The sequence below is a fragment of the Fibrella arboris genome (assembly GCF_041321095.1).
Lineage (GTDB): Bacteria > Bacteroidota > Bacteroidia > Cytophagales > Spirosomataceae > Fibrella > Fibrella arboris.
Window position 1 is genome coordinate 1 of record NZ_JBGGWE010000004.1, and the last position, 24,927, is coordinate 24,927.

Consider the following 24,927-nt stretch of genomic DNA (forward strand, 5'->3'; position numbering starts at 1 on the left):
ACGGTCCGCCGCAGCGGTACGTTCCTGTGTCGCACGATACGCCTTTGTCGACGTTCTGTCAGACGGTTACTGACCTGTCCAACCAGACGCAAAACGCCAGCAAAAAACGTGCTGTCCAACGGTGATTAAATTGTCAACAGATGCGTGGCAAACCCACAAAGAACGCTCATTATCAATTTGTTATCCTGTCGCCTGTTACGTAAAATACCCGCTTGCATGAACGAATCACCCAACGCCTACAAGGGCTGATGGCCGAAAGCTTCCTGAACGCAAGATACACAGCCTTGACCTTTTCACCCTTGTTCGGTTGGGCTGCCGCACGGGCCTACTCCGAGTGTTTCCTGTCCGAGGTAAGTGGACCCAAGCAACGCTAATCAACAACGCACGCAACCAAACTCAGAAAGGGTAAGGCTGTCAAACCGAGCAGCAAAGCCATTTGTTTGTGTTGTTGCGAAACAGTTTGTAGTTTGCCAGCGTTATTGATCTACCCAATGAACCGCCGACAACTCGACTTTTTGATTCGTACTCATGAAACCCAACGCGATCATGCCAAAGCCTACCTTGATAAACATTATTATGAGTTGGAAGCCAAAGACCAAGAAACCGAGTGGATCAACCGCTACCTCACCCATAAACGAATAGTAGACGAACTCAAACAGGAAAAAGCAGACGACGAATAACTGATAAGATGGCAACGCTGACACAACTTTCCACTGATACTGAGCGCGATCTGGCTCACTACCGCCGCGAATCTGACGCGGCTATTGCTTTACTACCCGCCACTGGCAAGACAGTCGATCTAGCCGAGTGGCTCACGATCAAACGCTATGCGGAACGCTACCAACTCACTACGCAGGTGGTCACCAACTGGATTACACGGGGCATCATTCCTGCCGATTGTACCCAAACGTTGCCCGAACTGAACGACTTGCGACTGGTTCGTAATCAAGTCTACAAGTAGCTATAATACGTTCTGTCCACGGTGGATTGAATTGTCCAACCACACGTGATACGCCAAAAAACGAGCTGTCCACCGGATAGCAAACTGTCAACAGGTACGTGGCAATCCCGCAAAGAACCCTCATTATCAATTAGTTGACCTGTCGCACGAGACGCGAAATACCCACTCACATGAACGGGCCACCCAACGCCCCGAAGGGCTGATGGCCATAAGGTAAGCCAAACCCAGGTACGTTACCACCACCTTTACACCCTCTGCCTGTTGGGCTGCTGCATGGGCCTAATCGCGTGATTCCTGTCCCAGGTAAGTGGACCCCGCAACGCTAACCAACAACGCACACAACCAAACAAGCCGAGAGAGGCCGAAAACGGGCAGACCAGGCTGTCAACGTGCTTTCGTAGGTACGTTACTTTGTCGGCCGTGACGTTTTTCACAACGTGCTGTCCAGCGGTGATTGACCTGTCGACCAAGACGCCGCAAACCAGCAAACAAACGCTCATTATCAACACGTTATCCTGTCGACCGATACGTAAAATACCCACTTACATGATTGAATCACCCAACGCCACAAAGGGCTGATGGTGAACGAAAGATAAGCTAAAACGCAGGTACGTGACAACCTTTACACCCTTTGCCACGTTGGGTGCCGGTCAGGCTAGCCGGACAGTTTCCTGTCCCCCGTAAGTGGACCACGCAGCGCTGACCAACAACGCACAATCCGATGAAGCCGAGAGAGGCCGAAGCCAACAAACCGAGGATGTCGGTCGTGACCGCTCAGGTACGTTGCCATGCCGGCCGAAACGCATTTGTCGACGTGCTGTCCACCAGATTTTGAACTGTCAACAGGCACGTGGCAAACCGACCAAAACGCGCTGTCGAACGGTCATTCACCTTTCAGCCGAAAAGCTGGCAGCGCGAAGCGCACAACAACGTACCTTCTAATCACACTTCCTGTGATTCTCTATGAAGTAAGTAACTTAGCCTCTGACGTAGACCAACCCTCCCAAAATGTCCAGTTGTAAGTAAAAGGCAGGCTACCAATGTGCTCTGCCCTATTGGTAATGTGAGGGTTATTTTGAGCGGAGTCTAAATCGACCACAAGGAAGCGTAGAAAGTCGTCGAAGCTATCAGCTACTGCTGTGATAGGGTCTGTGTCTCCTAATGGTAAGTGTATAATTTGACCAATCTTTCCTCCAGAAGCTGGTTCATAGTCAATACACAAATAAGCCCCCCCCACCGTCACATGCAAATGGAATCCGTTTCATTCTTAACTTTTGAGCCTGAACTAAAGCAGGTTGAGTTACTTCAACATCTTCCTCGAACTCATTTGAAATTTTATCTTCATACTCCCATAAAACTTCATCTATCGACAGCATGTGCATACCAAATAGGTTGGCGGAATTTGCTTGCCAATTTTCGCCATTGCAGAACCTTAAAATAGATTTGTAGCTATCTGGTAGTACAAAGCCAAGTTTCTGCTCTAAGTCAAGAATTTGTTCTATAGTGCAACCAGCTAAAAGCTGCTCCTTTTGATTAGGAATTAACTGCTTAATCAACTCTACATATATTTCGCCAAGATTCATGTCAAATAAAATTAGATTTTAATACATCACCCCAATTTGGGCGTTTGCACTGTTAGCCGGAGCCAACAAACGCAGAGGAGGAAGAAATGAAGCCAAAGCGTGAAGCCAATCCCTGCCTTGTCGGGGTGGCTGGCTTGTCGGCGACAAGCTGCCGAACCCACAAAAAACTACGCTGTGGGGGCCGTTGGTCTGTTACACGAAACCAGCCAACGAGCCAACCCGCTGGCCTGTAGGGGTGGCTCCAGTGTCGCAGGTAGCCCGCCTTTAACTCCTATCTTGGCCAGTTCACCCAACGACCACAAGGGCTGATGGCCAAAACTCTACTGAACGCAAACAACATGCCGCTGACCTTTTCACCCTTGTTCGTGTTGGGTGCCCCTCAGGCTAGCCGGACAGTTTCCTGTCGACCGTAAGTGGCCCCGGCAGCGCTAACCAAAACGCACATTACCAAACAAGCCGCGAGAGGCCGAAACCAACAGACCAGGCTGTCAAGCGATGGCACTCAGGTACGTTCCTGTGTCGCACAAAACGTGTTTGTCAGCGTGCTGTCGACCGGTGATTGACCTGTCCAGCCGGACGAGAAACGCCCACAAAAACACGATGTTGAACAGAGTTCAGATTGTCAAAAGGTATGTAGCAAACCTACAAAAAACGCTCACTATCAATCCGTTATCCTGTCGCCGGCAACGTGAAACACCCACTTACATGACTGAATCACCCAACACCCCAAAGGGCTGATGGCCATCACTTTACTGAACTCAGGTACGTGCCCCTGACCTTTGCACCCTTTGCCTGTTGGGCTGCCGCGTTGGCTTGCTCCGAGTGTTTCCTGTCCGAGGTAAGTGGACCCCGCAACGCCAACCAACAACGCACGCAACCGAATAAGCCGAGAGAGGCCGAAAACGGGCAGACCAGGCTGTCATCACTCCTACTCAGGTACGCTGCACTGTCGCGCGAAACGCGTTTGTCAGCGGGCTGTCAACGATTAATTGGCCTGTCCAACCAGACGTGATAAGCCGATAAAAACGTGCTGTCGAACAGACGCTAAACTGTCAAGAGGTACGTGGCAAACCCACAAAGAGCGCTCACTATCAATTCGTTATCCTGTCGCCCGATACGTGAAACGCCCACTTACATGGACGAATCACCCAACACCCCAGAGGGCTGATGGTGAACGAAAGATAAGCTAAAACTCAGGTACCTGACAACCTTTACACCCTCTGCTTCGTTGGGTGCCGCTTAGGCTAGCCGGACAGTTTCCTGTCAGAGGTAAGTGGACCCCGCAACGCCAACCAACAACGCACGCAACCGAATAAGCCGCGAGAGACCCAAGCCGAAAACCCAAGGCTGCCAAGCGGTGCCACTCAGACGGTCCGCCGCAGCGGTACGTTCCTGTGTCGCACGATACGCCTTTGTCGACGTTCTGTCAGACGGTTACTGACCTGTCCAACCAGACGCAAAACGCCAGCAAAAAACGTGCTGTCCAACGGTGATTAAATTGTCAACAGATGCATGGCAAACCCACGAAGAACGCTCATTATCAATTTGTTATCCTGTCGCCCGTTACGTAAAATACCCGCCGACATGAACGAATCACCCAACGCCACGAAGGGCTGATGGTGCACCACAAGATAAGCCAAACTCAGGTACGTGCCCTGACCTTTGCACCCTTCGCCGGTTGGGCTGCCGCGTTGAATGCTCCGGCAGTTTCCTGTCCCAGGTAAGTGGACCCCGCAGAGCGAACCAATAACGCACAAAACCAAACAAGCCGAGAGAGCGGTCCCGCGTCCGGGCCGAGCCGAACAAGCCGAAGCTGTCAAACCGTGACACCCAGACGGTCCGCCGCAGCGGTACGTTGCCATATCGCACAAAACGCTTTTTACGCGTTCTGTCCACGGTTGATTGACCTGTCGGACGAGACTTGATACGCCAGAAAAACGCGCTGTCGAACGGACGCCAAACTGTCAACAGGTACGTGGCAAACCCACAAAAAACGCTCACTATCAATTCGTTATCCTGTCGCCCGTAACGTGAAATACCCACTGCCTTGGACGGGCCACCCAACGGAATAGAGGGTGCAGGGGCGCTAAACGCTACTGAACGCAAGATACACAGCCTTGACCTTTTCACCCTTGTTTGGTTGGGCTGCCGCACTGGCCTAATCGCGTGATTCCTGTCCCAGGTAAGTGGACCCCGCAACGCTAACCAACAACGCACAAAACCAAACAAGCCGAGAGAGGCCGAAAACGGGCAGACCAGGCTGTCATCACTCCTACTCAGGTACGCTGTACTGTCGCACGAAACGCATTTGTCAGCGGGCTGTCAACGATTAATTGGCCTGTCCAACCAGACGTGATAAGCCGATAAAAACGTGCTGTCGAACAGACGCCAAACTGTCAAGAGGTACGTGGCAAACCAACAAAATGCGCTCATTTACAACTAGTTAACCTGTCGACCGAGACGCGAAACACCCACTTGCATGAACGAATCACCCAACGCCTACAAGGGCTGATGGCCGCAAGATAAGCCACATTCAGGTACGTTGCCTTGACCTTTTCACCCTTGTTCGGTTGGGCTGCCGCCTTGAGCATTCCGTCCGTGTCCTGTCAACCGCGAGTGGACCCCGCAGCGCTAACCAACCAAGCACACAACCAAACAAGACGAGAGAGGCCAAAGCAAACAGCCAATGCTGTCAGTCGTGACCCCTCAAGTACGTTGCCCTGTGGGCCGATACGCATTTTGACCGTTCTGTCCGCCGGATTTTGACCTGTCGCACAAGACGGGAAACGCCAGCGAAAACGGTCTGTCATCCGGTGACTAAATTGTCAACAGGTACGTGGCAAACCCACAAAATACGATCACTATCAATTAGTTACCCTGTCGCCCGAGACGCAAAATACCCACTTACGCTTGAAAAATCACCCAACAACCGCAAGGGCTGATGGGAGACGCTCTCCTCCACGCAAGATACGTGCCTTTGACCTTTTCACCCTTGCCTAGTTGGGCTGCTTTTCTGAATTACCAGCCAGATTCCTGTCAGAGGTAAGTGGACCCTGCAAAGCTGACCAACCAAGCACACAACCAAACAAGCCGAGAGAGGCCGAGGCTGTCAACCGCAACCACTCAGGTACGTTACTTTGTCGACCGGAACGCATTTTATAACGTGCTGTCCAGCGGTGACTGGCCTGTCGGCAGCTACGTGGCAAACCAACCAAAACGTGCTGTCGAGCGGACATTGGCCTGTCAACCGTGACGTGGCAAACCAACAAAAGAACGCTCACTATCAATCTATTACTCTGTCACCCGATGCGTAAAATACCCATTTACGCTTGAGACATCACCCAACGCCAACAAGGGCTGATGGCCACTACTCTACTGGACACAAACAACGTGCCGCTGACCTTTGCACCCTTGTTCGGTTGGGCTGCTGCATTGGCCTACTCAGCCAGTTTCCTGTCCCAGGTAAGTGGACCCAGCAGAGCGAACCAACAACGCACCAAACCGAACAAGCCGAGAGAGGCCGAAGCCGACAGACTAGGCTGTCGAACGGTGGCTCTCAGGTACGTTGTCGTGTCTGTCGGAACGCATTTGTCAACGTGCTGTCCACGGTGGTTTGGCTTGTCGCCAGGTACGTGGCAAACCAACCAAAACGCGCTGTCGAGTGGTGATTCACCTGTCGACCGAGACGCGAAACGCCAGCAAAGGAACGCTCACTATCAATATGTTAACCTGTCGACCGATACGTGATACGCCCACTTGCATGAACGGGTCACCCAACTCCTGCAAGGGCTGACGCGACCGATAGGGAGTGTTCACCCTTGCTCTGTTGTGCCGACGGTCCCCCGGTCTCGACCAACCTTGGCTTTAGTGTACACCCATCTAATCCGGGGGATGGGCTGACGCGATGGCCGTGCATTTTTGGGCTAGCTTGTATTCCCTTGACAGCGAGCTGCCCGCGCCCACAAGCTAGCCCAAAAATAGGACAAAAGCAAGGGCAGGTAGGGGGCATCTCGCACAACTCCTGCAAGGGCTGACGCGACCGATAGGGAGTGTTCACCCTTGCTCTGTTGTGCCGACGGTCCCCCGGTCTCGACCAACCTTGGCTTTAGTGTACACCCATCGAATCCGGGGGATGGGCTGACGCGATGGCCGTGCATTTTTGGGCTAGCTTGTGTTCCCTTGACAGCGAGCTGCCCGCGCCCACAAGCTAGCCCAAAAATAGGACAAAAGCAAGGGCAGGTAGGGGGCATCTCGCACAACGACCACAAGGGCTGATGGCCGAAACTTTACTGAACGCAAACAACGTGCCGCTGACCTTTTCACCCTTGTTCGTGTTGGGTGCCGCTTTGGCACTCCGACCATTTTCCTGTCAGAGGTAAGTGGACCCCGCAGAGCTGATAAACAACGCACGTAACCAAGCAAGCCGAGAGAGGCCGAAACTAGCAAACCAGGCTGTCAAGCGGTGACACTCAGGTACGTTGAACTGTCGGCCAGAACGCATTTGTCGGCGTTCTGTCGACGGTTGATTGGCTTGTCCAACCATACGTGATACGCCAGCCAAAACGCGCTGTCAGCCGGATGTTAACCTGTCGCCAGGCACGTGGCCAACCCACAAAGAACGCTCATTATCAATTATTTACCCTGACGCAAGAGACGCGAAATACCCACCGACTTAAACGAGCCACCCAACGATCACAAGGGCTGATGGCCGTAACGCTACTGAACGCAAGATACACAGCCCTGACCTTTTCACCCTTGTTCGTGTTGGGTGCCCCTTGGCACTTCGAGAGTCTCCTGTCAGAGGTAACACGCCACCGCAGCGCTGATAAAAAACGCACACTACCGAACTCACCGAGAAAAGCCGAAAATGTCCGCCGAGCCTGGCAAACCGTAGCGCTCAGGTACGTTACGGTGTCGACCAAATCGCCTACGATCACGTTCTGTCGCAGGTACGTTGCCCTGTCAGAGGTAACGCGGCATACAAAGTAAAACACTCATTACCAATTACTTGCCTTGTCAGACGGAACCCGCCCACGCCACTTATTCTTGATGGGCCACCCAACGGAATAGAGGGTGCAGGGGCGCTAAACTATAAGCCACTGTTAATCAGACGCATTTGATTTATTCTACTCTTTAGATTTGTACCTTTGCTGCCACAATTAACACCTGCTTATTCGTGTCGCAATCTTAGCTATTTGTGTTGACATGTACAAACCGAGATGAGCAAAAGTTTACCTATCTATCAGCAGGTTGAGCGCGGTTGGGACATTGAAGGTTTTCCCAACTACTTCTTCGGTAAAGACAAACGATTGTACCGATTTGACACGCGTGGGCGGCTATTCCAAAATAAGCGAATTATCCTGCGCTATACAGCGGGGTATGTGCTGAAAAGTCGCTTCTATAGCTTATCGCAACTGCGACCGTTACTCCGACGGCACAGTGGTGCCGACAACGCAAACCTACTTCCCTGATGGTTTTTGAACACCGTTCAAGGTGGCCATCAGCGTTTGACCAAAGGCGTTAAGGCGTTGATAGATAACCTCTTGCCCGGCCTCAAGTCTAGCAAGTTGTTCCTGCTGATCAGCCTGCTTGTGAAGAAGGAAACTACTACTGTCGCTCTGGCGACTAGTGATGTCAATCAATGTAGATAGGCCGGCAGTAACACGCCGGAGTTGGGCGGTATGTCGATCTAGCCGAGCGGCAAATTCGCCTGATCCGGGCTCGAATTGGTCTACGCGTTTGTCAGGTGTCCTGTTGGTGGCGTATGTTCAAAGACATTCAGGTTGATGGTGTCACTACAGCAGATCGTCGACAGGCGATTTGATGGCGCTGATCTTGTCGGCGGTGACGTGGGTGTAGCGCATGGTTGTCAGGATGCTCTCGTGGCCGAGGAGCTGCTGGATGTATCGGATGTCGGTGCCCGATTCTAACAGGTGTGTGGCAAAACTGTGGCGCAGGGTATGAATTCCTCCTTTCTTCTTGATGCCAGCAAACCGAACTGTTTCACTGTACACGTGTTGGATGGTTCGCTTGGCCAACGGCTCGTTAATGAGGGCATTTTCAAACAGGTACGTCTTGGGAGTATATAGCTGTAGGTACTCGATGAGGTGGGTAAGCAGTTTAGACGACAACATAACCATGCGGTCTTTTTTGCCTTTACCCGATCTTACGTGAATCAGCCCCCGCTGGCGATCGATGGCCGTTAGCCGTAGATGAGCTACTTCGTCGAGCCGCAGCCCCGTGGCATATACGACGCGGAAGAGGGTGCGGTATTTGAGGCTGGTCGTGGCGTTGAAGATGGCTTTCACTTCGGCAACGCTGTAAACGGACGGTAACGGACTGGCTGGCCGGGGGTACTCGATGTCGTAATACGTTTTGTCGCGCTGCAGCAGTTTTTCCTGATAGAATTTCCAGGCGTTGATATGCACGTTGATCGACGAGCTGCTGAGGCATCGTTTGTCGCGCAAAAACAGCAGGTACGTCTGGAAGTCGGCTTTGGTGAGTTCATCGAGTGGCTTTTGTCCGACGAACTGAATCAGCGAGACAAGGGCCTGTTTGTAGTTCTTGATCGTTTTGAGGCTGTAGTTCCGAACACGCATCAGGTCAGACAGGGCCACAATGACGGGGTGTGCATCGTACATGCCAGCCACTGGAATGTAGCGAAACGGGCTGGGCGGTCGCTCCAGCTCGCGCCGTAACGCACGCTCGGGTGGCCAGGGCGGACTAGTTGCCTGGTCAATGTCGGTGTGGGTGGCGGTGGGTTTGTAGAGCCGAACAATGGCTTCGTCGAACCGGCAGTAGTCTTTGCCGAAGAGCTTACCCAGTTTCACCACACTGTGGCGGGTATTGGGCACGGTCCAGCCCTGTCGCGAATAGCTGAACCGCCGCCCCGGAACCTGTTTGATCAGTTCATTGCCCAGGTTGTCCTGTGGAAAAGAGACAGAGAGCAACGACGGATCTTTCTGGTCAATACGGATGGTTATCATACAACTAGCGGGATTTGCTGCAATGAACCAATTAGTTAGTAATACACCAAACCCCGCGAGTTGTTCTCGCTACTGTTTCAATCCTACAACTCAAATGTGATGCCCTGCGCCAGTGGCGTGGTGGTGCCGTAGTTGAGGGTGTTGGTCTGTCGGCGCATATAGGCTTTCCAGGCGTCGGACCCGGATTCGCGGCCACCGCCGGTTTCTTTTTCGCCCCCGAAGGCCCCCCCTATCTCGGCCCCCGACGTACCGATGTTGACGTTGGCAATGCCACAGTCTGACCCGGCAACGGACAGGAACTGTTCGGCTTCGCGCAGGTTCAGCGTGAATATGGCTGACGACAGCCCCTGTGGTACGCTGTTTTGCAGGGCAATGGCTTCGTCGAGCGTGGTGTAGGAAATGACGTACAGGATGGGGGCGAAGGTCTCGCGCTGCACAACGGGCCATTGGTTCTGAGCCTCGGCCACGCAGGGTTTCACGTAACAGCCCGACTCGTAGCCGGCGCCAGATAACGTACCTGGCTCCACCATGAACGTCCCCCCGGCCGCCCGAATATCGGCTACGGCTTTCTGGTAACTGGCTACGGCGTCTTTATCAATGAGGGGGCCAACGTGCGTGTTGGGGTCCAGCGGGTCACCAATGCGCAGTTGGGCGTAGGCACGCGCCAGCCGGGTACGTACCTCAGGCAGCAGGCTTTGGTGCACAATGAGTCGGCGGGTGGTGGTGCAGCGTTGCCCGGCCGTGCCAATAGCACCGAAAACGATAGCCGGAATTGCCTGGTCCAGATCGGCGTTGGCGGTCACGATAATGGCGTTGTTACCGCCCAGTTCCAGCAGGCTGCGCCCCATGCGTTCGGCCACGGCTACGCCTACAGCCTTGCCCATGCGGGTGCTACCCGTGGCCGATACCAGCGCCACACGCGGGTCGCGGGCCAGCCATTCGCCTGCATCGCGACCGCCCGACACGAGGCACGACACGCCCTCAGGTACATCGTTGTTCCGCAATACGTCCTGGATGATCTGCTGACAGGCCAGGGCGGTGAGCGGTGTTTTCTCCGACGGTTTCCAGATGCACACATCGCCGCATGCCCAGGCCAGCATGGCGTTCCACGACCAGACAGCCACGGGAAAGTTAAAGGCCGAAATGATACCGACGATTCCCAGCGGGTGGTACTGCTCGTACATGCGGTGGGCGGGGCGCTCGGAATGCATGCTGAGGCCATAGAGCTGGCGCGACTGGCCCACGGCGAAGTCGCAGATGTCGATGATTTCCTGCACTTCGCCCAGTCCTTCCTGGAGCGATTTTCCCATCTCGAAGCTGACCAGCTTACCCAGGTCACTTTTATACAATCGGAACTGGTCGCCCATCTGCCGTACAATGTCGCCACGTTTTGGTGCCGGAACGAGCCGCCACTGGGCAAAAGCGGCCTGCGCTGTTTCAACCACGCGGTCATAATCGGCGCGGGTCGAGGCATAGACGCGGGCAATCAGGCTACCGTCGGTGGGTGAATACGAATCAATGGTTTTGTCGCCGTGATGCCAGAATTGCTGACCGGTGCTGGTACCAGGCTTGTTCTTGTGCTGCGGAACGGGAAGGATGTTTTCCATAAAAGAATCAGTTTACGATTTGCCGTTTTCTGTTTACAGTTTGCCGTTTTCTGTTTACAGTTTTCTGTTGCTTCGCCGAGGTACGTTGTCTGTTTATAGTTTACAGTTTACAGTTGCGCTGTTAATTAGCCAACTTGTCGCCCAGGCGCCCCGTCGGGTAGCGGCCCAATGTCTATAGCGAAAAGGTCACACTATCTATATTATTTTCGTCGCGTAGCGACCTAATGGCTGTAGCAAATTGAGCTGCTTACATTTCCTTGCGTCGCATAGCGACCTAATGTCTGTAGCGAAAAGGCCACGCTATCTATATTTTCGTCGCGTAGCGACCTAATGGCTGTAGCAAATCGAGCTGCTGGCATTTCCTTGCGTCGCATAGCGACCTAATGTCTATAGCGAAAAGGCCACGCTGTCCGTATTTCCGTCGCGTAGCGACCTAACCATTGGCTGAATTATTAGGTCGCTACGCGACGGAAAGAAATGCAAGCAGCTCGATTTGCTACAGACATTGGGTCGCTATGCGACGAAAATATAGATAGCGTGGCCTTTTCGCTACAGCCATTAGGTCGCTACGCGACGAAAATATAGATAGCGGTGGCCTTTTCGCTACAGCCATTGGGTCGCTACGCGACGAAAAATATAGATAGCGTGGCCTTTTCGCTATAGACATTGGGTCGCTATGCGACGCAAGGAAATGTAAGCAGCTCAATTTGCTACAGCCATTAGGTCGCTACGCGACGAAAATAATATAGATAGTGTGACCTTTTCGCTACAGCCATTGGGTCGCTATGCGACGGGGCGCCTGGGCGACAAGTTGGCTAACGCAAACAGCTATTTTCTGTTGCACGGTTAATCAGCCTTTTGATTGACTAGCAGCGCAACAGAAAACAGCAAACAGAAAACTGTAAACGGAAGACAGAAAACTGTAAACGCTTTACGATAGTCGATCTTTAAAGCTTTCGTAGCCGTACTCGCGCACAAGCTGGAAGGTGCCATCTTCTTTGGCAATGCCGATGGCGGGTAGGTTAACGCCGTTAAACGTGCTGGTTTTCACCATGGTATAGTGAATCATGTCTTCAAAGATAATCCGGTCACCTACCTGCAACGGCTGGTCGAAACTGTAGTCGCCCATGAAGTCGCCGGCCAGGCAGGTCATGCCGCCGAGGCGGTAGGTGGGTTTACCGGCCACGGGCTCCTGATAAGCGTCACGAATGCGCGGCTTGTAGGGCATTTCCAGCGTATCGGGCATATGGGCGGCAAACGATGTATCGAGTACGGCCACGGCAATTCCCTGACTGTCAAATACGTCGAGCACGGTGCTGACCAGTACGCCGGTTTGCCAGCCAATGGCCGAGCCAGGTTCCATAATGATCTCGACATCGTACTTCTCGCGGAAGGTTTTCAGCAGGCCAATCAAGTGCTGGGTGTCGTAGCCTTCGCGGGTCATCAGATGCCCGCCGCCCATGTTCACCCATTTTACCTGATGGAGCAGGTCACCAAATTTTTCTTCGAGGGCAGCCAGGGTACGTTCGAGTGTGAACGAGTCATTTTCGCACAGGGTATGAAAGTGCAGGCCCTCGATCCCGGCAGGCAGTGTATCGGGCAGTTTATCCCGCGTAACACCCAAGCGCGACCCCGGCACACAGGGATTATACATGTCGGTGGCCACCTCCGAATATTGCGGATTCACGCGAATACCGAAGGAGGGAGGAAAGGGAGGAGGGAGGAAAGGAGGAAAGGAGGAAAGGGAGGAAGGAGGAAAGGGAGCTTTGCTAGCTTCCAAATCCTGCCCAGGCAGAGCACCCTTTCCTCCTTCCTCCTTTCCTCCTTCCTCCTTTCCTCCCTCCTCCCTTTCCTCCCTTTCCTCCCTTTCCTCCCTTTCCTCCTTTCCTCCTTTAAACTTCTCCCACTGCGTCCAGGAGTTGAACGTGACGTGGCTGCTGCGGCGGAGGATTTCGTCGAATTCGTCTTGGCGGTAGGCTGGTACGTAGGCGTGGGCCGGTACACCCATGTATTCGTTGACGAGTTTGATCTCGTTCAGGCTACTGGCGGTGGCCCCACTCAGGTATTCGCGCACCAGCGGAAACGCGCTGAACATCGAAAAGCCTTTCAGGGCCAGAATGATGGTGACGCCCGCTTCGCGCTGTACGGAGTCGATCAGTTGAAGATTTCGGCGGAGTTTGGCTTCGTCGAGTACAAAGCAGGGCGACGGCGCCTGCTCAAGTCTTGCTGTTTCTGGATACATACGGCAAAGATAACACCTCACCGAGACGTCGGACCGCCCCAACCCCCTCTCCTTGAAATAAGGAGAGGGAGAGTCTCTCCACCCCGTAGCCTCGCCAGTAGAGTCATTCCCAAGGAGCAGCAGTCCGTCTGGGACGTCTCTCCGACCTGGCTTCGCCGCCATGCACCAACGGATGGGTGTTCCCGGCCTGTCACGGGCCACCTGTACTCTGCAGGTGCCGAAGGGCGAGCGAAAGCAAGGCTGCTAGCGAAGCTGTGCCACCGCTGCGGTGAGGTCAGTGAACAGGCTTGCGATGGAATGTGTTACCTTTGTAGCGCTCAATAAGCCTGCTGTATGCTCGATTTCCTGACCAGCGCCCTCACCGGCGAAACCCCCAAAACGCCGCGTCTGTATGCGCCTTCCCTGACCGACTATGTTCGGCGCGAGACAGTTACCGTCAACATTGGCAACGTACCTATGGGGTCAGCGCACCCGATCCGGGTGCAGTCGATGACGACCATCGACACGATGGATACGCTGGGGTCGGTGGAGCAGTCGATCCGAATGATCGAGGCGGGCTGTGAATACGTTCGCATTACGGCACCCAGCGTGAAGGAAGCGCAGAATCTGGAGAATATCAGGAAGGAACTGCGGGCCCGGGGCTATACCACGCCGCTGGTCGCGGATATTCACTTTACGCCAAACGCCGCTGAACTGGCCGCCCGCGTGGTCGAAAAAGTGCGGATCAACCCCGGCAATTACGCCGACCGCAAGCGTTTCGAGCATATCGAGTACACCAACGATTCGTATGCGGCTGAACTGGAACGCATCCGGGAAAAATTCCTGCCGCTGGTCCGCATCTGCAAAGAATATGGCACGGCCATGCGCATCGGCACCAACCACGGCTCGCTGTCTGACCGGATCCTGAGTCGCTACGGCGATACGCCCGTTGGCATGGTGGAATCGGCACTGGAGTTTTTGCGGATCTGCGAAGACGAACATTATTATAACATCGTGCTGTCGATGAAGTCGAGCAATCCGCAGGTGATGGTGCAGGCGTACCGGCTGCTGGTGCAACGCCTCGACGAAGAAGGACTGAAACCCTACCCGCTGCACCTGGGCGTAACTGAAGCCGGCGAAGCCGAAGATGGCCGGATCAAGTCGGCGCTGGGCATAGGTACGTTGCTCGAAGATGGCCTGGGCGATACCGTGCGGGTGTCGCTGACGGAAGACCCTGAACTGGAGGCCCCCGTAGCCAGGGCCTTGATCGACCGCTACACCACCCGCGCCCAAACGGCCAGCCCTATTCCTGCCCTGACCGAACTACCCTATGATCCTTTCCAGTATAGTCGTCGGCAAACGCACGAAGTGGCCAATTTTGGCGGCACCAACGTACCCAGAGTACTGGCCGATTACAGCCATGTTCTAGTGCAGGAAACCGACGTACTGAAAGCCGTTGGCCATTTCTACCTGCCCGTTCCCGACAAGTGGGCCATGAACGACCTTGGTGTAGACTACCTCTATACGGGCGCGACCCCCGCTGCTTTTATGCTGCCCAACGGGCTTAAGGAAGTCCAGGACTATAGCGTTTGGCAAAGCCGGAACGACCAGTTGAACGTGCACCCTATGCTGTCGGCAGCCGAGTACCTGACTGCCCGTTCCCGCCCGCAGGGCCTACACATCCGGCTCAATTTTGTCAGGTTCACGTTAGCCGAACTGACCGACGAGCTGGCCAGCGCACTTCGTCAGGACCACAACGTAGTAGGCGTGGTCAGTACAACCAATACCCACGCCATGCCTGAGCTGCGGCGGCTGTTTGTTGACCTGGTGAATCGTGCGCTCACGCTGCCGGTCGTTGTGCAACGAGGATATAACGTACCCATGGTCGATCGGCCACTTTATGCGGCTACTGATATGGGCGGGTTGCTCGTCGATGGTTTTGGCGATGGGCTACTGCTACAGGCGGCGCAGAGCGACGAGCTGAAACAGCTGAATGGCCTGGCTTTTGGCATTCTTCAGGCGGCCCGGACGCGCATCACCAAGACCGAATACATTTCCTGCCCGTCGTGTGGCCGAACGCTCTTCGATTTGCAGGAAACCACCGCCCGCATCCGCCAGCGTACCGATCACCTGAAGGGGGTGAAGATTGGCATTATGGGCTGCATCGTGAATGGTCCCGGCGAGATGGCCGACGCCGATTACGGGTATGTGGGTATTGGTCGCGACAAGATCGCCCTGTACCGCGGTCAGCAGGTGATGAAAAAATCGGTGCCCGCCGCCAATGCCGTTGATGAGCTGATCGAGCTGATCCGCGAAGATGGTCGCTGGCTCGAACCCACTCAGGCAGCCACCTTGTGACCCATAAATAACGGACAGAGTAGTAAACCTTTTCGTCTCTTATTTGGCTTATATAGTAGGGCGCAGCGCTTGTTCAGCAGGCGACCAGTTCATGAATTTCAAACGATAAACACACTTTCTGTGAGCCGTTTAGCTGATTACTTCAAACTTGGGCCAGTATTCAACTACTTCCTGCGGGTCTTCCGCAAGCCCGACCCCAACCGCCCGACCAACGTGAACCTGCGCATGATGCACGGGATCAACCGGATCTCGATTGTCATGTTCCTGATCTGTATACTGGTGATGCTCTACCGTGCCTTCATCCGATGACCGTCGACGAATTACGTGATTATTGCCTGAGCAAGCCCGCCACTACCGAGTCGTTTCCCTTCAATGAAACAACGCTGGTCTTTAAGGTGGCGGGTAAACTGTTTGCGTTGTCAGACATCGAATCACGGCCGATGCGCGTTAGTTTGAAATGTGAGCCAGAACGGGCAGCTGAACTTCGCGAGTCGTATAGGGCTATCCAGGCGGCGTTCCACATGAATAAAACCCACTGGAACACAGTTACCTCCGACGGTTCGCTGCGCGACAGTTTCATCCGCGAGCTCATCGACCACTCCTACGAACGGGTAGTGGCAGGCTTGCCTAAGGCCGTTCGTGAAAGCCTGCCGCTATCGTCATCGTAGCGGCGCGCCATCGTCCGTTTTTCGTTGAAATTACCTACTTTAGCTATAGAAAAAGGTAGCGTTATGGAAGTTGCACTACTGGGCGTATTGTTCATGCTCTATCTGGTAATCCGCTATTACCTGATCGATCATGAAACTCCCGCCGATAAAGACACAAAGCGATTTCAGGAAGGCATTCAACTCGTTAAACAGCGAGACATTGAACCGGCTTTCACGTATTTCAACAACGCGGTTCATAAATACCCAAAATCGGCGGTTGCTTATGCCTGGCGGGGCAAATGCCAGCTCCTGTCGGGCAATCATTATTCGGCTATCTACGACTTGACGCAGGCCATCAGCATCGACAATACGCTGGCCGACTGCTACCTCGATCGAGGTATCGCCCTCTACAGCGTTGATCAGTTTACTGAAGCGTTCCGCGAATTTGATAAGGCCGTCTGGCATATCCGCGACGAACGCCCCGACGCCTACCGCTGGCGCGCCGTAGCCCGTATTCAGCTTCGGCAGCTCAGTCAGGCCGAAAATGATCTTCGTCGGGCCGTGTTGCTGGGCGACGAGAACGCGTTCCAACTGCTGCGCCAGCCCCCCTTCACCCGCCCGCAGCCCGCCAGTACCAGGCGATAACCTGATGGGTCTGTTGCGACACAAAGCGTTTTGGCTGGCCTGCCTCACGGGCTTCTGCGGTTGCCTGTTTAGCGTATCCTGCCCCGCCCCCGCCCTGCCGCCTACGCAACGCGTTGCCAAGCTGTATCAGTCGAACCTGAACCGGCTGGATTCCACCCTGGTCGAGTTGGGTCGTCAGGTTACCAGCCATCGTCCTGCCCGCGCCGTTCAAGCCGCCTTTCGACGGGCACGGCTAGCCTACAAACACATCGAGCCGCTAACGGCTTACTACTTTCTACAGTCGGCCAGAAACCTGAATGGGCCGAACGTACCTGAGGGTGAAGTCGACGACGGGCAAGCTTTCATACTCCAGCCAGAAGGGTTTCAGGTTATCGAGCCGCTCCTTTTTCCGGTAGATACCAGCCGGCGCACCGAGGTGTCTCAACAACTGCTGGCTATGCGCCAAACGGTTAGTCAGCTACGGCGGCTGGCAACAACCAATCCCCTGTCCGATGCCTTTATTATCGATGCGCTACGGCAGGAAGTGTTTCGTATCGAAACACTGGGCATCACCGGTTTCGATTCGCCGGTCGCGCGCTATTCACTGCCCGAATCCGCGGCGGCCCTCCATGCCATCCGGGAAACCCTGGTCTGTTATCCGCTACGGGCTGCCAACCCACGCCTGGCCAGTCGCATTGCCCAGACAATCAGCACCGCCCAGCATCAGCTACAGCAGGCATCGTCGTTCAACCGCTTCGATCGGCTCAGGTTCATACGTACCTGCGCCCATCCCCTGTCGGGCCTGCTGCTCGATGCCCAGCTAGCGCTAAAATTACCCACCCTCAACGAGAAACGACTCCTCCGAACCTCGGCAAGGACCCTCTCTGATCTGTCAGCGTTCGATCCAGACTATTTCGCCACTCACAGCGACCCACCCAGTACCCCGGCCCGCATTGCACTGGGTAAACGGCTGTTCAATAACCCCGTTCTCTCGGCCGAAGGGAGTGGCCGAAGCTGTGCCAGCTGTCACCAGCCCGACCGGGCTTTTCAGGATGGCCTACCGACCGCCCCCCCCCTGGTCAGTAGACGTAAAGCCGGGGCTGGGGCCCTGCGCAATACACCAACGTTATGGAATGCGGGCTTACAAGCCAGTCAATTTATGGATATGCGGGTCTTTACGCTCGAACAGCAACTGACCGATGTCATTCACAACGCACACGAAATGGGCGGATCAATGGCCCAAGCCGTGGCCCGTCTGAATCAGCAGGCCGATTACCGCACGCAGTTTGCCGATCAATACACTACCGGATTAACGCCCTACACTGTCCGGCATGCGCTGGCTACCTACATCCGTTCGCTGATTAGTTTGAATAGCCGTACCGATCAATACCTTCGGGGTAGGCCGGTTGCTTTATCAGCCAGTGAACGGCTTGGCTTTAACCTCTTTATGGGGAAGGCGAAATGCGCAACCTGTCATTATTTTCCGCTGTACAACGGCACTGTCCCCCCTGCTTATCACCGTTCCGAGAGTGAAGTAATCGGCGTGCCCGATACAGGCCGTAACCTTACCCTTAGCCCCGATGCCGGGCGGTACACCATCACCGGTATTCCGTTTCATGTTGGTAGTTTCAAGACGCCAACACTGCGTAAAATCAGCCAGACGGCTCCATATATGCACAACGGTGCCTATACTACCCTAACCCAGGTCGTTGATTTCTACGATAAAGGGGGCGGTGCGGGCCTTGGGTTTACGGTGGCCCATCAAACGCTTCCTGCCGAAAAGCTTAGGCTAACAGCTACCGAAAAACGGGCGTTGCTCTCTTTTTTGAAAACGCTGTGAGACCTGTTCCCCTAGAAAGGTATAGGGATAACCCATAGATGCTCAGCCCTGGTCAGCGACTTATGGTGGCTGTCGGGCCGGGGCCGATATGGCACCGTGATTAGGCATAGCCTCATTTTTTTATAACGTTGGCAGCGATGCACTGGTTTACGCTCAAAAAAGCAGACTGCACCTATGAAAGAAGACCAATCAGCGGGTTGGTTGCTGGTCGTTGAAGATCAGCCAGACCTTTGGCGAATCTTGGAACTCTATCTGAAACGGCTCCTTCCCCATGTACCCACCATACATGCCCTCAATGCCCCAGCAGCCTTGACCCAGCTCGAGCAAACAGTAGCCGCCGGCAAACCCCTGCCCCGGTTAGTACTGACCAACTTATATATGCCCAAACTGGAAGACGGGCTCAATTTTCTGACATCGCTACAGGAGCCGGGGTCCGCTTATCAGACCGTACCTATCATTGTCATAAGTTCGTCGGTCAATGCAGGTGACAAACAGCAGGTCCATCAGCGCGGAGCAACTTACTTCACTAAACCGATATCCTCTGAGCAGTGGTTTACTTTTTTTAAATCGATCCAGACGTATTGGCCTTCGCCTGGCATTCCGGCAGACGAATAAGAAAACAGATCCGTGAGGCCGGGCACCGTACCGCCCAAAGCGCCATCGTTTGCCAATCCGGCCAGCTAAATTTTTCGTATGTCAGCCAGCAGATACGTCGAGCGTGGCGTCACTGAGTAACCAAAGAACGAACGAAAGCCCCGATTCAATGAAACGGGGCTTTTTTGCAGTTCGACTGTTCTCGGCTTCACTACGCCTAATGACGGTAGATATAAACAGCCAACCGTATGCAACCATCCATTACCATACAGGAGGAGATTGAAGCCAAATTAGAATGGTCGCTCAAACAGCTAACTGAGAATGATGCGCACCTACTCACAGGAACGGCCAATGAACGTTCTATTACCTATAAGTTAGCCGAATATTTACAGCTTTGTTTCCGGAGCATGAACGTCGACTGTGAATACAGCGGCGGCGGTATCGATCGCACAACACTCCGCCTGCTCACCCAAGGGCAGGATCAGGTTACTATCAGCGATCTGGAAGCCAGAACTGCCTACCCGGACATTGTGGTGCACCTACGGGGGATGCGGGACCAGAATTTGCTGATAATCGAAGCTAAAAAGTGGGAGAATCTGGATGGAGTCGATTTCGACAAGAAAAAACTGATGCTATACAAAGAGCAGCTCAACTTCCAATATGCTGTTTTCATCTGGCTCCGTGCTACAGAAGCCCCTATGCAATACGTTGAATTTATTCACTGATAAGGCGATTGTTTTTTTATTACACGATCGGCTGATCCAAACTTGTTCGTGGCAGCCAGCTGAACGACGACTGGGGACAGGATGAGGTTTATGCCCTCGCCGAAGTAGAAGGTAGCGGTACGTATCGAACGAATACCATCAAGGGGTACTACTAGTTGGCTGTAAAGGTAAATCTGCTGATCACCGGGTGGCGGCTGTAAATTGTCAATAAATGTTATTCCTCAATCAGCAGGCCTTTTTCAAAAACACGCTGTAGCAGCCAAAACGTACAGCTTGCGTCGTGTCTTTATGGCTCCGTGGTGATTCAGAAAAGTCAGGAACACTCACTAACGGAAGCCAGGTCTGATGATGCGTGAGAACGTTGTATTCATGAATCGTCTCTATCGTTGCTACTGTCTTCATCACATATGTTGACCAGGCTGAATGAGCGCAAAGGTGGTAGTAATGCCAGTGATTGAGGGAGAGACAGAGCCCAACAGACTATCTTCCTTTGCGGAAAGAAACGTTCGTAACCCTTACCAGGGGGGCGTATATTTCATTCAATGACAATACGGCAAGCGAATGGATGCGCGAGTTTCAGCAACAGCATTTACTACTGTTGGCGGTGTAGCACAGTCTAGTCTATCGTTTCAGTCGCTTACTGCTGGCGCAATTAACAAACTGGCTTATCTCTACAGAACAGGAACAACGGCAGTAATCAGGAATGGTGGAACAGTTAGCCCTACTTCTACGGCAGCACTTCCAACAGTGACACAGCTTCAAGTTGGCAGCTTAAATGGGCTGAAAATATCCTTAATGGCTACTTACGGCTGGCTACCTACTATCCGCGCCGCCTCCCCAATTCCTACGCGCAATCGCTCATAAAGTAAGCTAGGCAAACCGCAGAACAGACCCTATTACCACCAGCTTCACGCTCAACAATGCCGCCATCATTCGTATGTTGTGGCCGATCTTGCCTCAACAAACTAAATACGATCTCGAAGCCAGAGGCATTACTAGTATAGCCACCGTGGCTGACATTAACGGCGGGCTCGACTGGCAGGCTTATGGTGAATTCATTGCCGTGGCCGACGATTAGGGCGTCTACCAGATTCCGCCCGAGGTCGTTCAAGATATGGCCAACTACCTGATACAACGCGACCACACATAGGCGGTATGGTCATGCAGACGAACCTCGGCCGTGAGGTGATCATCCTGCCGCCCCTTGTATGCTGGAGAGGTTAGGGCTGTTTTTCGAGTATTAAGACGCCATTGTAATCAAGACCTTTCTTTTTCGAGACGAAAGCCAGTCCAATGTAGACGCTTCCATTCTGGCGATGGGGGGGACTTATTACAGCGGCATAAGGTTCAATTAAAGAGCCAGTGCTTCGTGGGGGAGTAAAACTATAGGGCATAGTGCCGCTAACCTTCACGCCACCAGTCCCAAAATCATCAGTGAGCGGATTAAAATAGACTTCGGTGAGTGGGCCTCCAATATACTGTTTATCCTGAATCAGGAACGAGTATTCATACACGTACTCATCCTTTTCGCGTTTTGAGTAATTACTACTTGCGTATTTGTAGGCACCCTGACCTTTTATTGATAGTTCCAACGTATACGTATCAAACGAGATCACCAGTTCTCCCTGTTTGGTGAGGACACGAAATCGGCCATCTTTATAATAGGGTTTGTTGAGATATTCAGCGCCAAATCCTCCGATATCCCCTCTTAATTTCCACGTGCCAATGAAGGGCTTGGCTATTTGTTTGATCAGTTCAATCTGGTTGTCAATTTGCAGTTGAGCCTGCACCATTTCTACATACTTGCTGTCGGAAAGGTCTTCTTTCTTGTGGTCAAAATATTGATCTACCTGGTTCTTGGCACCCACCCACAGATTCTGCCCTATCAGTGACTTTGTCGACAGGTAATAGATTTTGTGTTGGGCTTTTTTAAACGTACCCGGATCCCCCTTCTCCAGGTACTGGTACGCCTCATATATCAATTCAGTACACTTACTGAAATTACCCTCTGCATAGGCTTGTTCGGCCTGTTGGTAGGTAATAATGGCTTTAGTATCATTGGACTGCCCGTAACCGATAGAGGGCAATAGGGCCATCAAGCAAATAAAAAAGCCCCGGATTGGGGTAGCCGCTACCTTCATGGTCATATGCTTAGTTATCCCAAAATGATTTAGTAGTCGGAGCTGGTTTGTTCTTAGGTGCTGGCGTAGGCTTTGCCTTCTCTGTGGGAGCGGCCTTACCAGTATCCCAAAAATCGGCTGTTGTGTTAACCTTAGTTGCCGCTGATCCCTGCTGACCAACGATAATCGGCACCAACACTAGATCTCTCCCAGTGCCCAATTCCTGCATGAAGGCCTCATGGCTGTCCTGCGCCTCCTGATACGTATTATAATAACCGGACGTAATAACCTGACTGATGGAATACCCATGCCTGGAAGCTTCTTCTTTAAAGAGCCGTTCGGTATCAATTAAGAATGGCCAACCGCCATCAGAGTGGCGGTGAACGGCAAAGGGTTTGGCAGAGGCTACTATGGCCTGACTAGTGACAGCATAAGCAAAGTAGTAGACAGCCGTTATAGTGGCGGGCCAGGCAGAGGATGGTGGTTGACGTGGTTTGACAAAGGCTTCGGCGCGTGCCATAGTTTGATTCTGCTGCACTCGCTTAGCCTCGGCCACCCTTTCCTGGGCTTCTTCCTTACGCGCACGGCGTTCTTCTCGTTCTTCTGCTTTACGGTCTTGCTCCTGCTGCTCTTTCTTTTTCTGTTCGTAGCGCTGCTGAACATACGTTTGGGCCGCGTCTCCCAGGGTGTTTATGGCATCCTGTGTCGCCTTTCCCTGCGTGACGGCCTGATCATACTCGCTAACTGCCTGGCGTTGCTGGGTATTTTGTCTGGTGTCTGCCTGCTGACGTTGTGGCTCCTGTCTTTTACGGATCGTCTGCTCTTGTTGCGGTTTAGCAGTATTATCAGCCGAGGAGCCGGAAAAGACAATCTCATTACTGCCCGCATTACTTTTGGCTACTGTCTTACTGCCGTAGTCGGTCATTTTGACGGCAAACACCCCGCCTTCAAGGCGTATGCCGGGGAACAGCATACCTCCGCCTTCCCGTACGCCAGCCTTTTCCAGCTCCACGGTTGGGCTTTCGGTCCCCAAGGCACCATCACAGCCCCTGTACGTAAAGGAAAACCTGAGATAAGCCTTAGGCTTACTTCTGCTGACACTCGTCCGGTAATAAGAAACTGGACTTGTCTTGCAGTCCTTTTTGGTCAACCTGAAGCTCACCTGCACCCGAAACGCCGTTTCGTTTGCTCCCTCTTCATAAATAGTTTGCCAGGGGGTATAAGTTGCCTGAGCCCATCCCTCAGAAGATGCCAGGAGTAAAACGAAACGAAGCAGGTAGGAATAGCGCATTCTCAAATTGGTTAAGTAGGCTTGTCAGTAGCCTTACTAGCTGGCCAAAGGGGCTCACGCTTTCCGACGCTGCTGTAGTGGGCAATTGGCCCTAATCACTTGGGGAGTATAGCCAACAGATGGCCACCGCTGATTGCACCCTCATCATCTGAATTGACTTCGAAAAGACAAACCGTTTACAACGCGGACAAATGCCTGTTAATCTGACAGATAAAATACTCACTTACTGAACAAATGTATGACAATTTATTCTATGGATTAGGATATTTGAATAAAGAGTAGCCTTCATTGACCATCAATCCGCTCGATACGTTTCGAGGGCAATACGCCCGAGTATAACACACATCAGCAGTCACGGCGAGCACTTCTGGGGCAATCCACTCGTGGAGTCCACGTGAAGTCCTCTATAATATCTTATCTCAGTTTTTACCATTCATTTCTCAAACCGAAAGCTCCGAGGCCATCTTTCTGCATCAGGCTACTCTGCCATGACACAATACATTGGTGATCAGACAGATAAGCAAACAAAAATTGATTGTAACTAGTGGCCTGCAGGCTGGTGTTGCCGAAGCGATGCCCCGGCTGCCCGACCAAACCAATCAATCGGAAGCGGGCAGCGGCCCTAGCTTATTGATGCTGCCCACTGGCACCTACAAGCTGGACGAGTGGATAACGCTGGTTGAACACAGCCGTAAATACGATGTCAATAAGGCGACCATCAGCCTGCGTATCCTGCGCGGCATCATCCCGTACTGAATGTACCTCGCTGGAGCATTAAGTGATTGAAGGACATGCCCCCCTCTCCCGTCGAGCTGGGCCGGAAAACCAAAAAGACTAGTAGCGTTTTTTATCTGGCTCTACGGGGCCATACTCTATAAATCACAAAGCCTGGCGGTACTACCGCTGGGCTTTTTTGTGCGACAGCTAACGAAGAATGCTGGCGAGTCAATAAAAAAAGCACTTAACTAGTACAGCTAAGTGCTTGATTACAAGGTGATCCCAATTGGATTCGAACCAATGACCGCCTTCTTAGAAGGAAGATGCTCTATCCAGCTGAGCTATGGGACCAGACATGACATGTGTAATGACCTGAAAAAAACGGCTATTTCACCCGTCAACTACCAACGCTCAGTGGCTGGGATACCGCCCCTCGACTACAGCCCAGTTTCCTGAATTGGCCGTCAAAAGTAGTCAGAAAAGCCCGATTTTCTCTAAAAACCTGCTTTTTTCAACCTGTAGAAGCTATGCTTACCCAGCCTGGGCAGCTAACAATTTGAGCATCAACGCCTAGATTTGATCGAAGTGGTTTCTACTGATAGATGGCTATAGAGCTACACACGAGCCATATTCCGCGCATGACTGTGCGTATA

20 protein-coding genes and 1 tRNA gene are annotated in these 24,927 nt (G+C 53.1%); 13 read left to right on the plus strand and 8 right to left on the minus strand.

What is annotated here, in order from left to right:
* The first annotated feature begins 491 nt into the window (after nt 1-491).
* Together ACAW75_RS07580 and ACAW75_RS07585 are read left to right on the plus strand one after the other, a co-directional pair.
* Entirely contained in the window at nt 492-680 is a 189-nt protein-coding gene (locus tag ACAW75_RS07580) for a hypothetical protein (protein ID WP_370728097.1), read from the plus strand.
* An 8-nt stretch (nt 681-688) separates the two neighbouring features.
* Nucleotides 689-961, plus strand: coding sequence for a hypothetical protein (locus ACAW75_RS07585; protein ID WP_370728098.1), 273 nt, complete (start codon nt 689-691; stop codon nt 959-961).
* 961 nt (nt 962-1,922) lie between these two features.
* Here ACAW75_RS07585 and ACAW75_RS07590 read toward each other — a convergent pair.
* Complete coding sequence (locus ACAW75_RS07590) at nt 1,923-2,204, minus strand: SMI1/KNR4 family protein (protein ID WP_370728526.1); 282 nt, start codon at nt 2,202-2,204, stop codon at nt 1,923-1,925.
* Nucleotides 2,173-2,544 (minus strand): SMI1/KNR4 family protein, encoded by a 372-nt coding sequence (locus tag ACAW75_RS07595; RefSeq protein ID WP_370728099.1) that lies wholly within the window; start codon nt 2,542-2,544, stop codon nt 2,173-2,175. Before ACAW75_RS07595 ends, ACAW75_RS07590 begins: the two co-directional genes overlap by 32 nt.
* Before the next feature lie 3,360 nt (nt 2,545-5,904).
* Here ACAW75_RS07595 and ACAW75_RS07600 point away from each other — a divergent pair.
* On the plus strand, nt 5,905-6,291 hold the full coding sequence (locus ACAW75_RS07600; protein WP_370728100.1) for a hypothetical protein: 387 nt from the start codon (nt 5,905-5,907) through the stop codon (nt 6,289-6,291).
* Nucleotides 6,292-7,763: 1,472 nt separating this feature from the next.
* Entirely contained in the window at nt 7,764-8,015 is a 252-nt protein-coding gene (locus tag ACAW75_RS07605) for a hypothetical protein (protein ID WP_370728101.1), read from the plus strand.
* A gap of 324 nt (nt 8,016-8,339) precedes the next feature.
* Here ACAW75_RS07605 and ACAW75_RS07610 read toward each other — a convergent pair whose 3' ends face one another.
* The 3 genes from ACAW75_RS07610 to ACAW75_RS07620 all read right to left on the minus strand — a co-directional run bounded on the left by ACAW75_RS07610 (nt 8,340) and on the right by ACAW75_RS07620 (nt 13,379).
* Nucleotides 8,340-9,530 carry a tyrosine-type recombinase/integrase gene (locus ACAW75_RS07610; RefSeq protein ID WP_370728102.1) on the minus strand — a complete coding sequence of 397 codons (1,191 nt, stop codon included), beginning with the start codon at nt 9,528-9,530 and terminating at the stop codon, nt 8,340-8,342.
* 83 nt (nt 9,531-9,613) lie between these two features.
* Nucleotides 9,614-11,137, minus strand: a complete 1,524-nt coding sequence (gene amaB / locus ACAW75_RS07615; RefSeq protein WP_370728103.1) for an L-piperidine-6-carboxylate dehydrogenase — start codon at nt 11,135-11,137, stop codon at nt 9,614-9,616.
* A 931-nt stretch (nt 11,138-12,068) separates the two neighbouring features.
* Entirely contained in the window at nt 12,069-13,379 is a 1,311-nt protein-coding gene (locus tag ACAW75_RS07620) for a carboxynorspermidine decarboxylase (RefSeq protein ID WP_370728104.1), read from the minus strand.
* A 333-nt stretch (nt 13,380-13,712) separates the two neighbouring features.
* Between ACAW75_RS07620 and ispG the strand changes: the two genes are divergently transcribed.
* From ispG to ACAW75_RS07660, 8 genes are all read left to right on the plus strand, one after another.
* Nucleotides 13,713-15,716 carry a (E)-4-hydroxy-3-methylbut-2-enyl-diphosphate synthase gene (gene ispG, locus ACAW75_RS07625; RefSeq protein ID WP_370728105.1) on the plus strand — a complete coding sequence of 668 codons (2,004 nt, stop codon included), beginning with the start codon at nt 13,713-13,715 and terminating at the stop codon, nt 15,714-15,716.
* 120 nt (nt 15,717-15,836) lie between these two features.
* Nucleotides 15,837-16,025 (plus strand): DUF6728 family protein, encoded by a 189-nt coding sequence (locus tag ACAW75_RS07630; protein WP_370728106.1) that lies wholly within the window; start codon nt 15,837-15,839, stop codon nt 16,023-16,025.
* Complete coding sequence (locus ACAW75_RS07635; protein WP_370728107.1) at nt 16,022-16,384, plus strand: MmcQ/YjbR family DNA-binding protein; 363 nt, start codon at nt 16,022-16,024, stop codon at nt 16,382-16,384. The genes ACAW75_RS07630 and ACAW75_RS07635 overlap by 4 nt, the downstream gene beginning before the upstream one ends.
* Before the next feature lie 63 nt (nt 16,385-16,447).
* Nucleotides 16,448-17,008 carry a tetratricopeptide repeat protein gene (locus tag ACAW75_RS07640; protein WP_370728108.1) on the plus strand — a complete coding sequence of 187 codons (561 nt, stop codon included), beginning with the start codon at nt 16,448-16,450 and terminating at the stop codon, nt 17,006-17,008.
* A gap of 4 nt (nt 17,009-17,012) precedes the next feature.
* Nucleotides 17,013-18,827 carry a cytochrome c peroxidase gene (locus ACAW75_RS07645; RefSeq protein ID WP_370728109.1) on the plus strand — a complete coding sequence of 605 codons (1,815 nt, stop codon included), beginning with the start codon at nt 17,013-17,015 and terminating at the stop codon, nt 18,825-18,827.
* Between the two features lie 174 nt (nt 18,828-19,001).
* Nucleotides 19,002-19,442 (plus strand): response regulator, encoded by a 441-nt coding sequence (locus tag ACAW75_RS07650; RefSeq protein WP_370728110.1) that lies wholly within the window; start codon nt 19,002-19,004, stop codon nt 19,440-19,442.
* 227 nt (nt 19,443-19,669) lie between these two features.
* The gene (locus ACAW75_RS07655) at nt 19,670-20,146 is read left to right on the plus strand and encodes a hypothetical protein (protein WP_370728111.1); all 477 of its coding nucleotides are present in this window, start codon (nt 19,670-19,672) and stop codon (nt 20,144-20,146) included.
* Nucleotides 20,147-21,098: 952 nt separating this feature from the next.
* Nucleotides 21,099-21,224, plus strand: coding sequence for a hypothetical protein (locus ACAW75_RS07660; protein ID WP_370728112.1), 126 nt, complete (start codon nt 21,099-21,101; stop codon nt 21,222-21,224).
* A gap of 142 nt (nt 21,225-21,366) precedes the next feature.
* Here ACAW75_RS07660 and ACAW75_RS07665 read toward each other — a convergent pair whose 3' ends face one another.
* Together ACAW75_RS07665 and ACAW75_RS07670 are read right to left on the minus strand one after the other, a co-directional pair.
* The gene (locus ACAW75_RS07665) at nt 21,367-22,287 is read right to left on the minus strand and encodes a hypothetical protein (protein ID WP_370728113.1); all 921 of its coding nucleotides are present in this window, start codon (nt 22,285-22,287) and stop codon (nt 21,367-21,369) included.
* A gap of 10 nt (nt 22,288-22,297) precedes the next feature.
* Nucleotides 22,298-23,557 carry a hypothetical protein gene (locus ACAW75_RS07670; RefSeq protein ID WP_370728114.1) on the minus strand — a complete coding sequence of 420 codons (1,260 nt, stop codon included), beginning with the start codon at nt 23,555-23,557 and terminating at the stop codon, nt 22,298-22,300.
* 531 nt (nt 23,558-24,088) lie between these two features.
* Between ACAW75_RS07670 and ACAW75_RS07675 the strand changes: the two genes are divergently transcribed.
* Nucleotides 24,089-24,313, plus strand: coding sequence for a hypothetical protein (locus ACAW75_RS07675; RefSeq protein ID WP_370728115.1), 225 nt, complete (start codon nt 24,089-24,091; stop codon nt 24,311-24,313).
* A gap of 238 nt (nt 24,314-24,551) precedes the next feature.
* Here ACAW75_RS07675 and ACAW75_RS07680 read toward each other — a convergent pair.
* Nucleotides 24,552-24,625 (minus strand) — tRNA-Arg (locus tag ACAW75_RS07680).
* Nucleotides 24,626-24,927 lie beyond the last annotated feature (302 nt).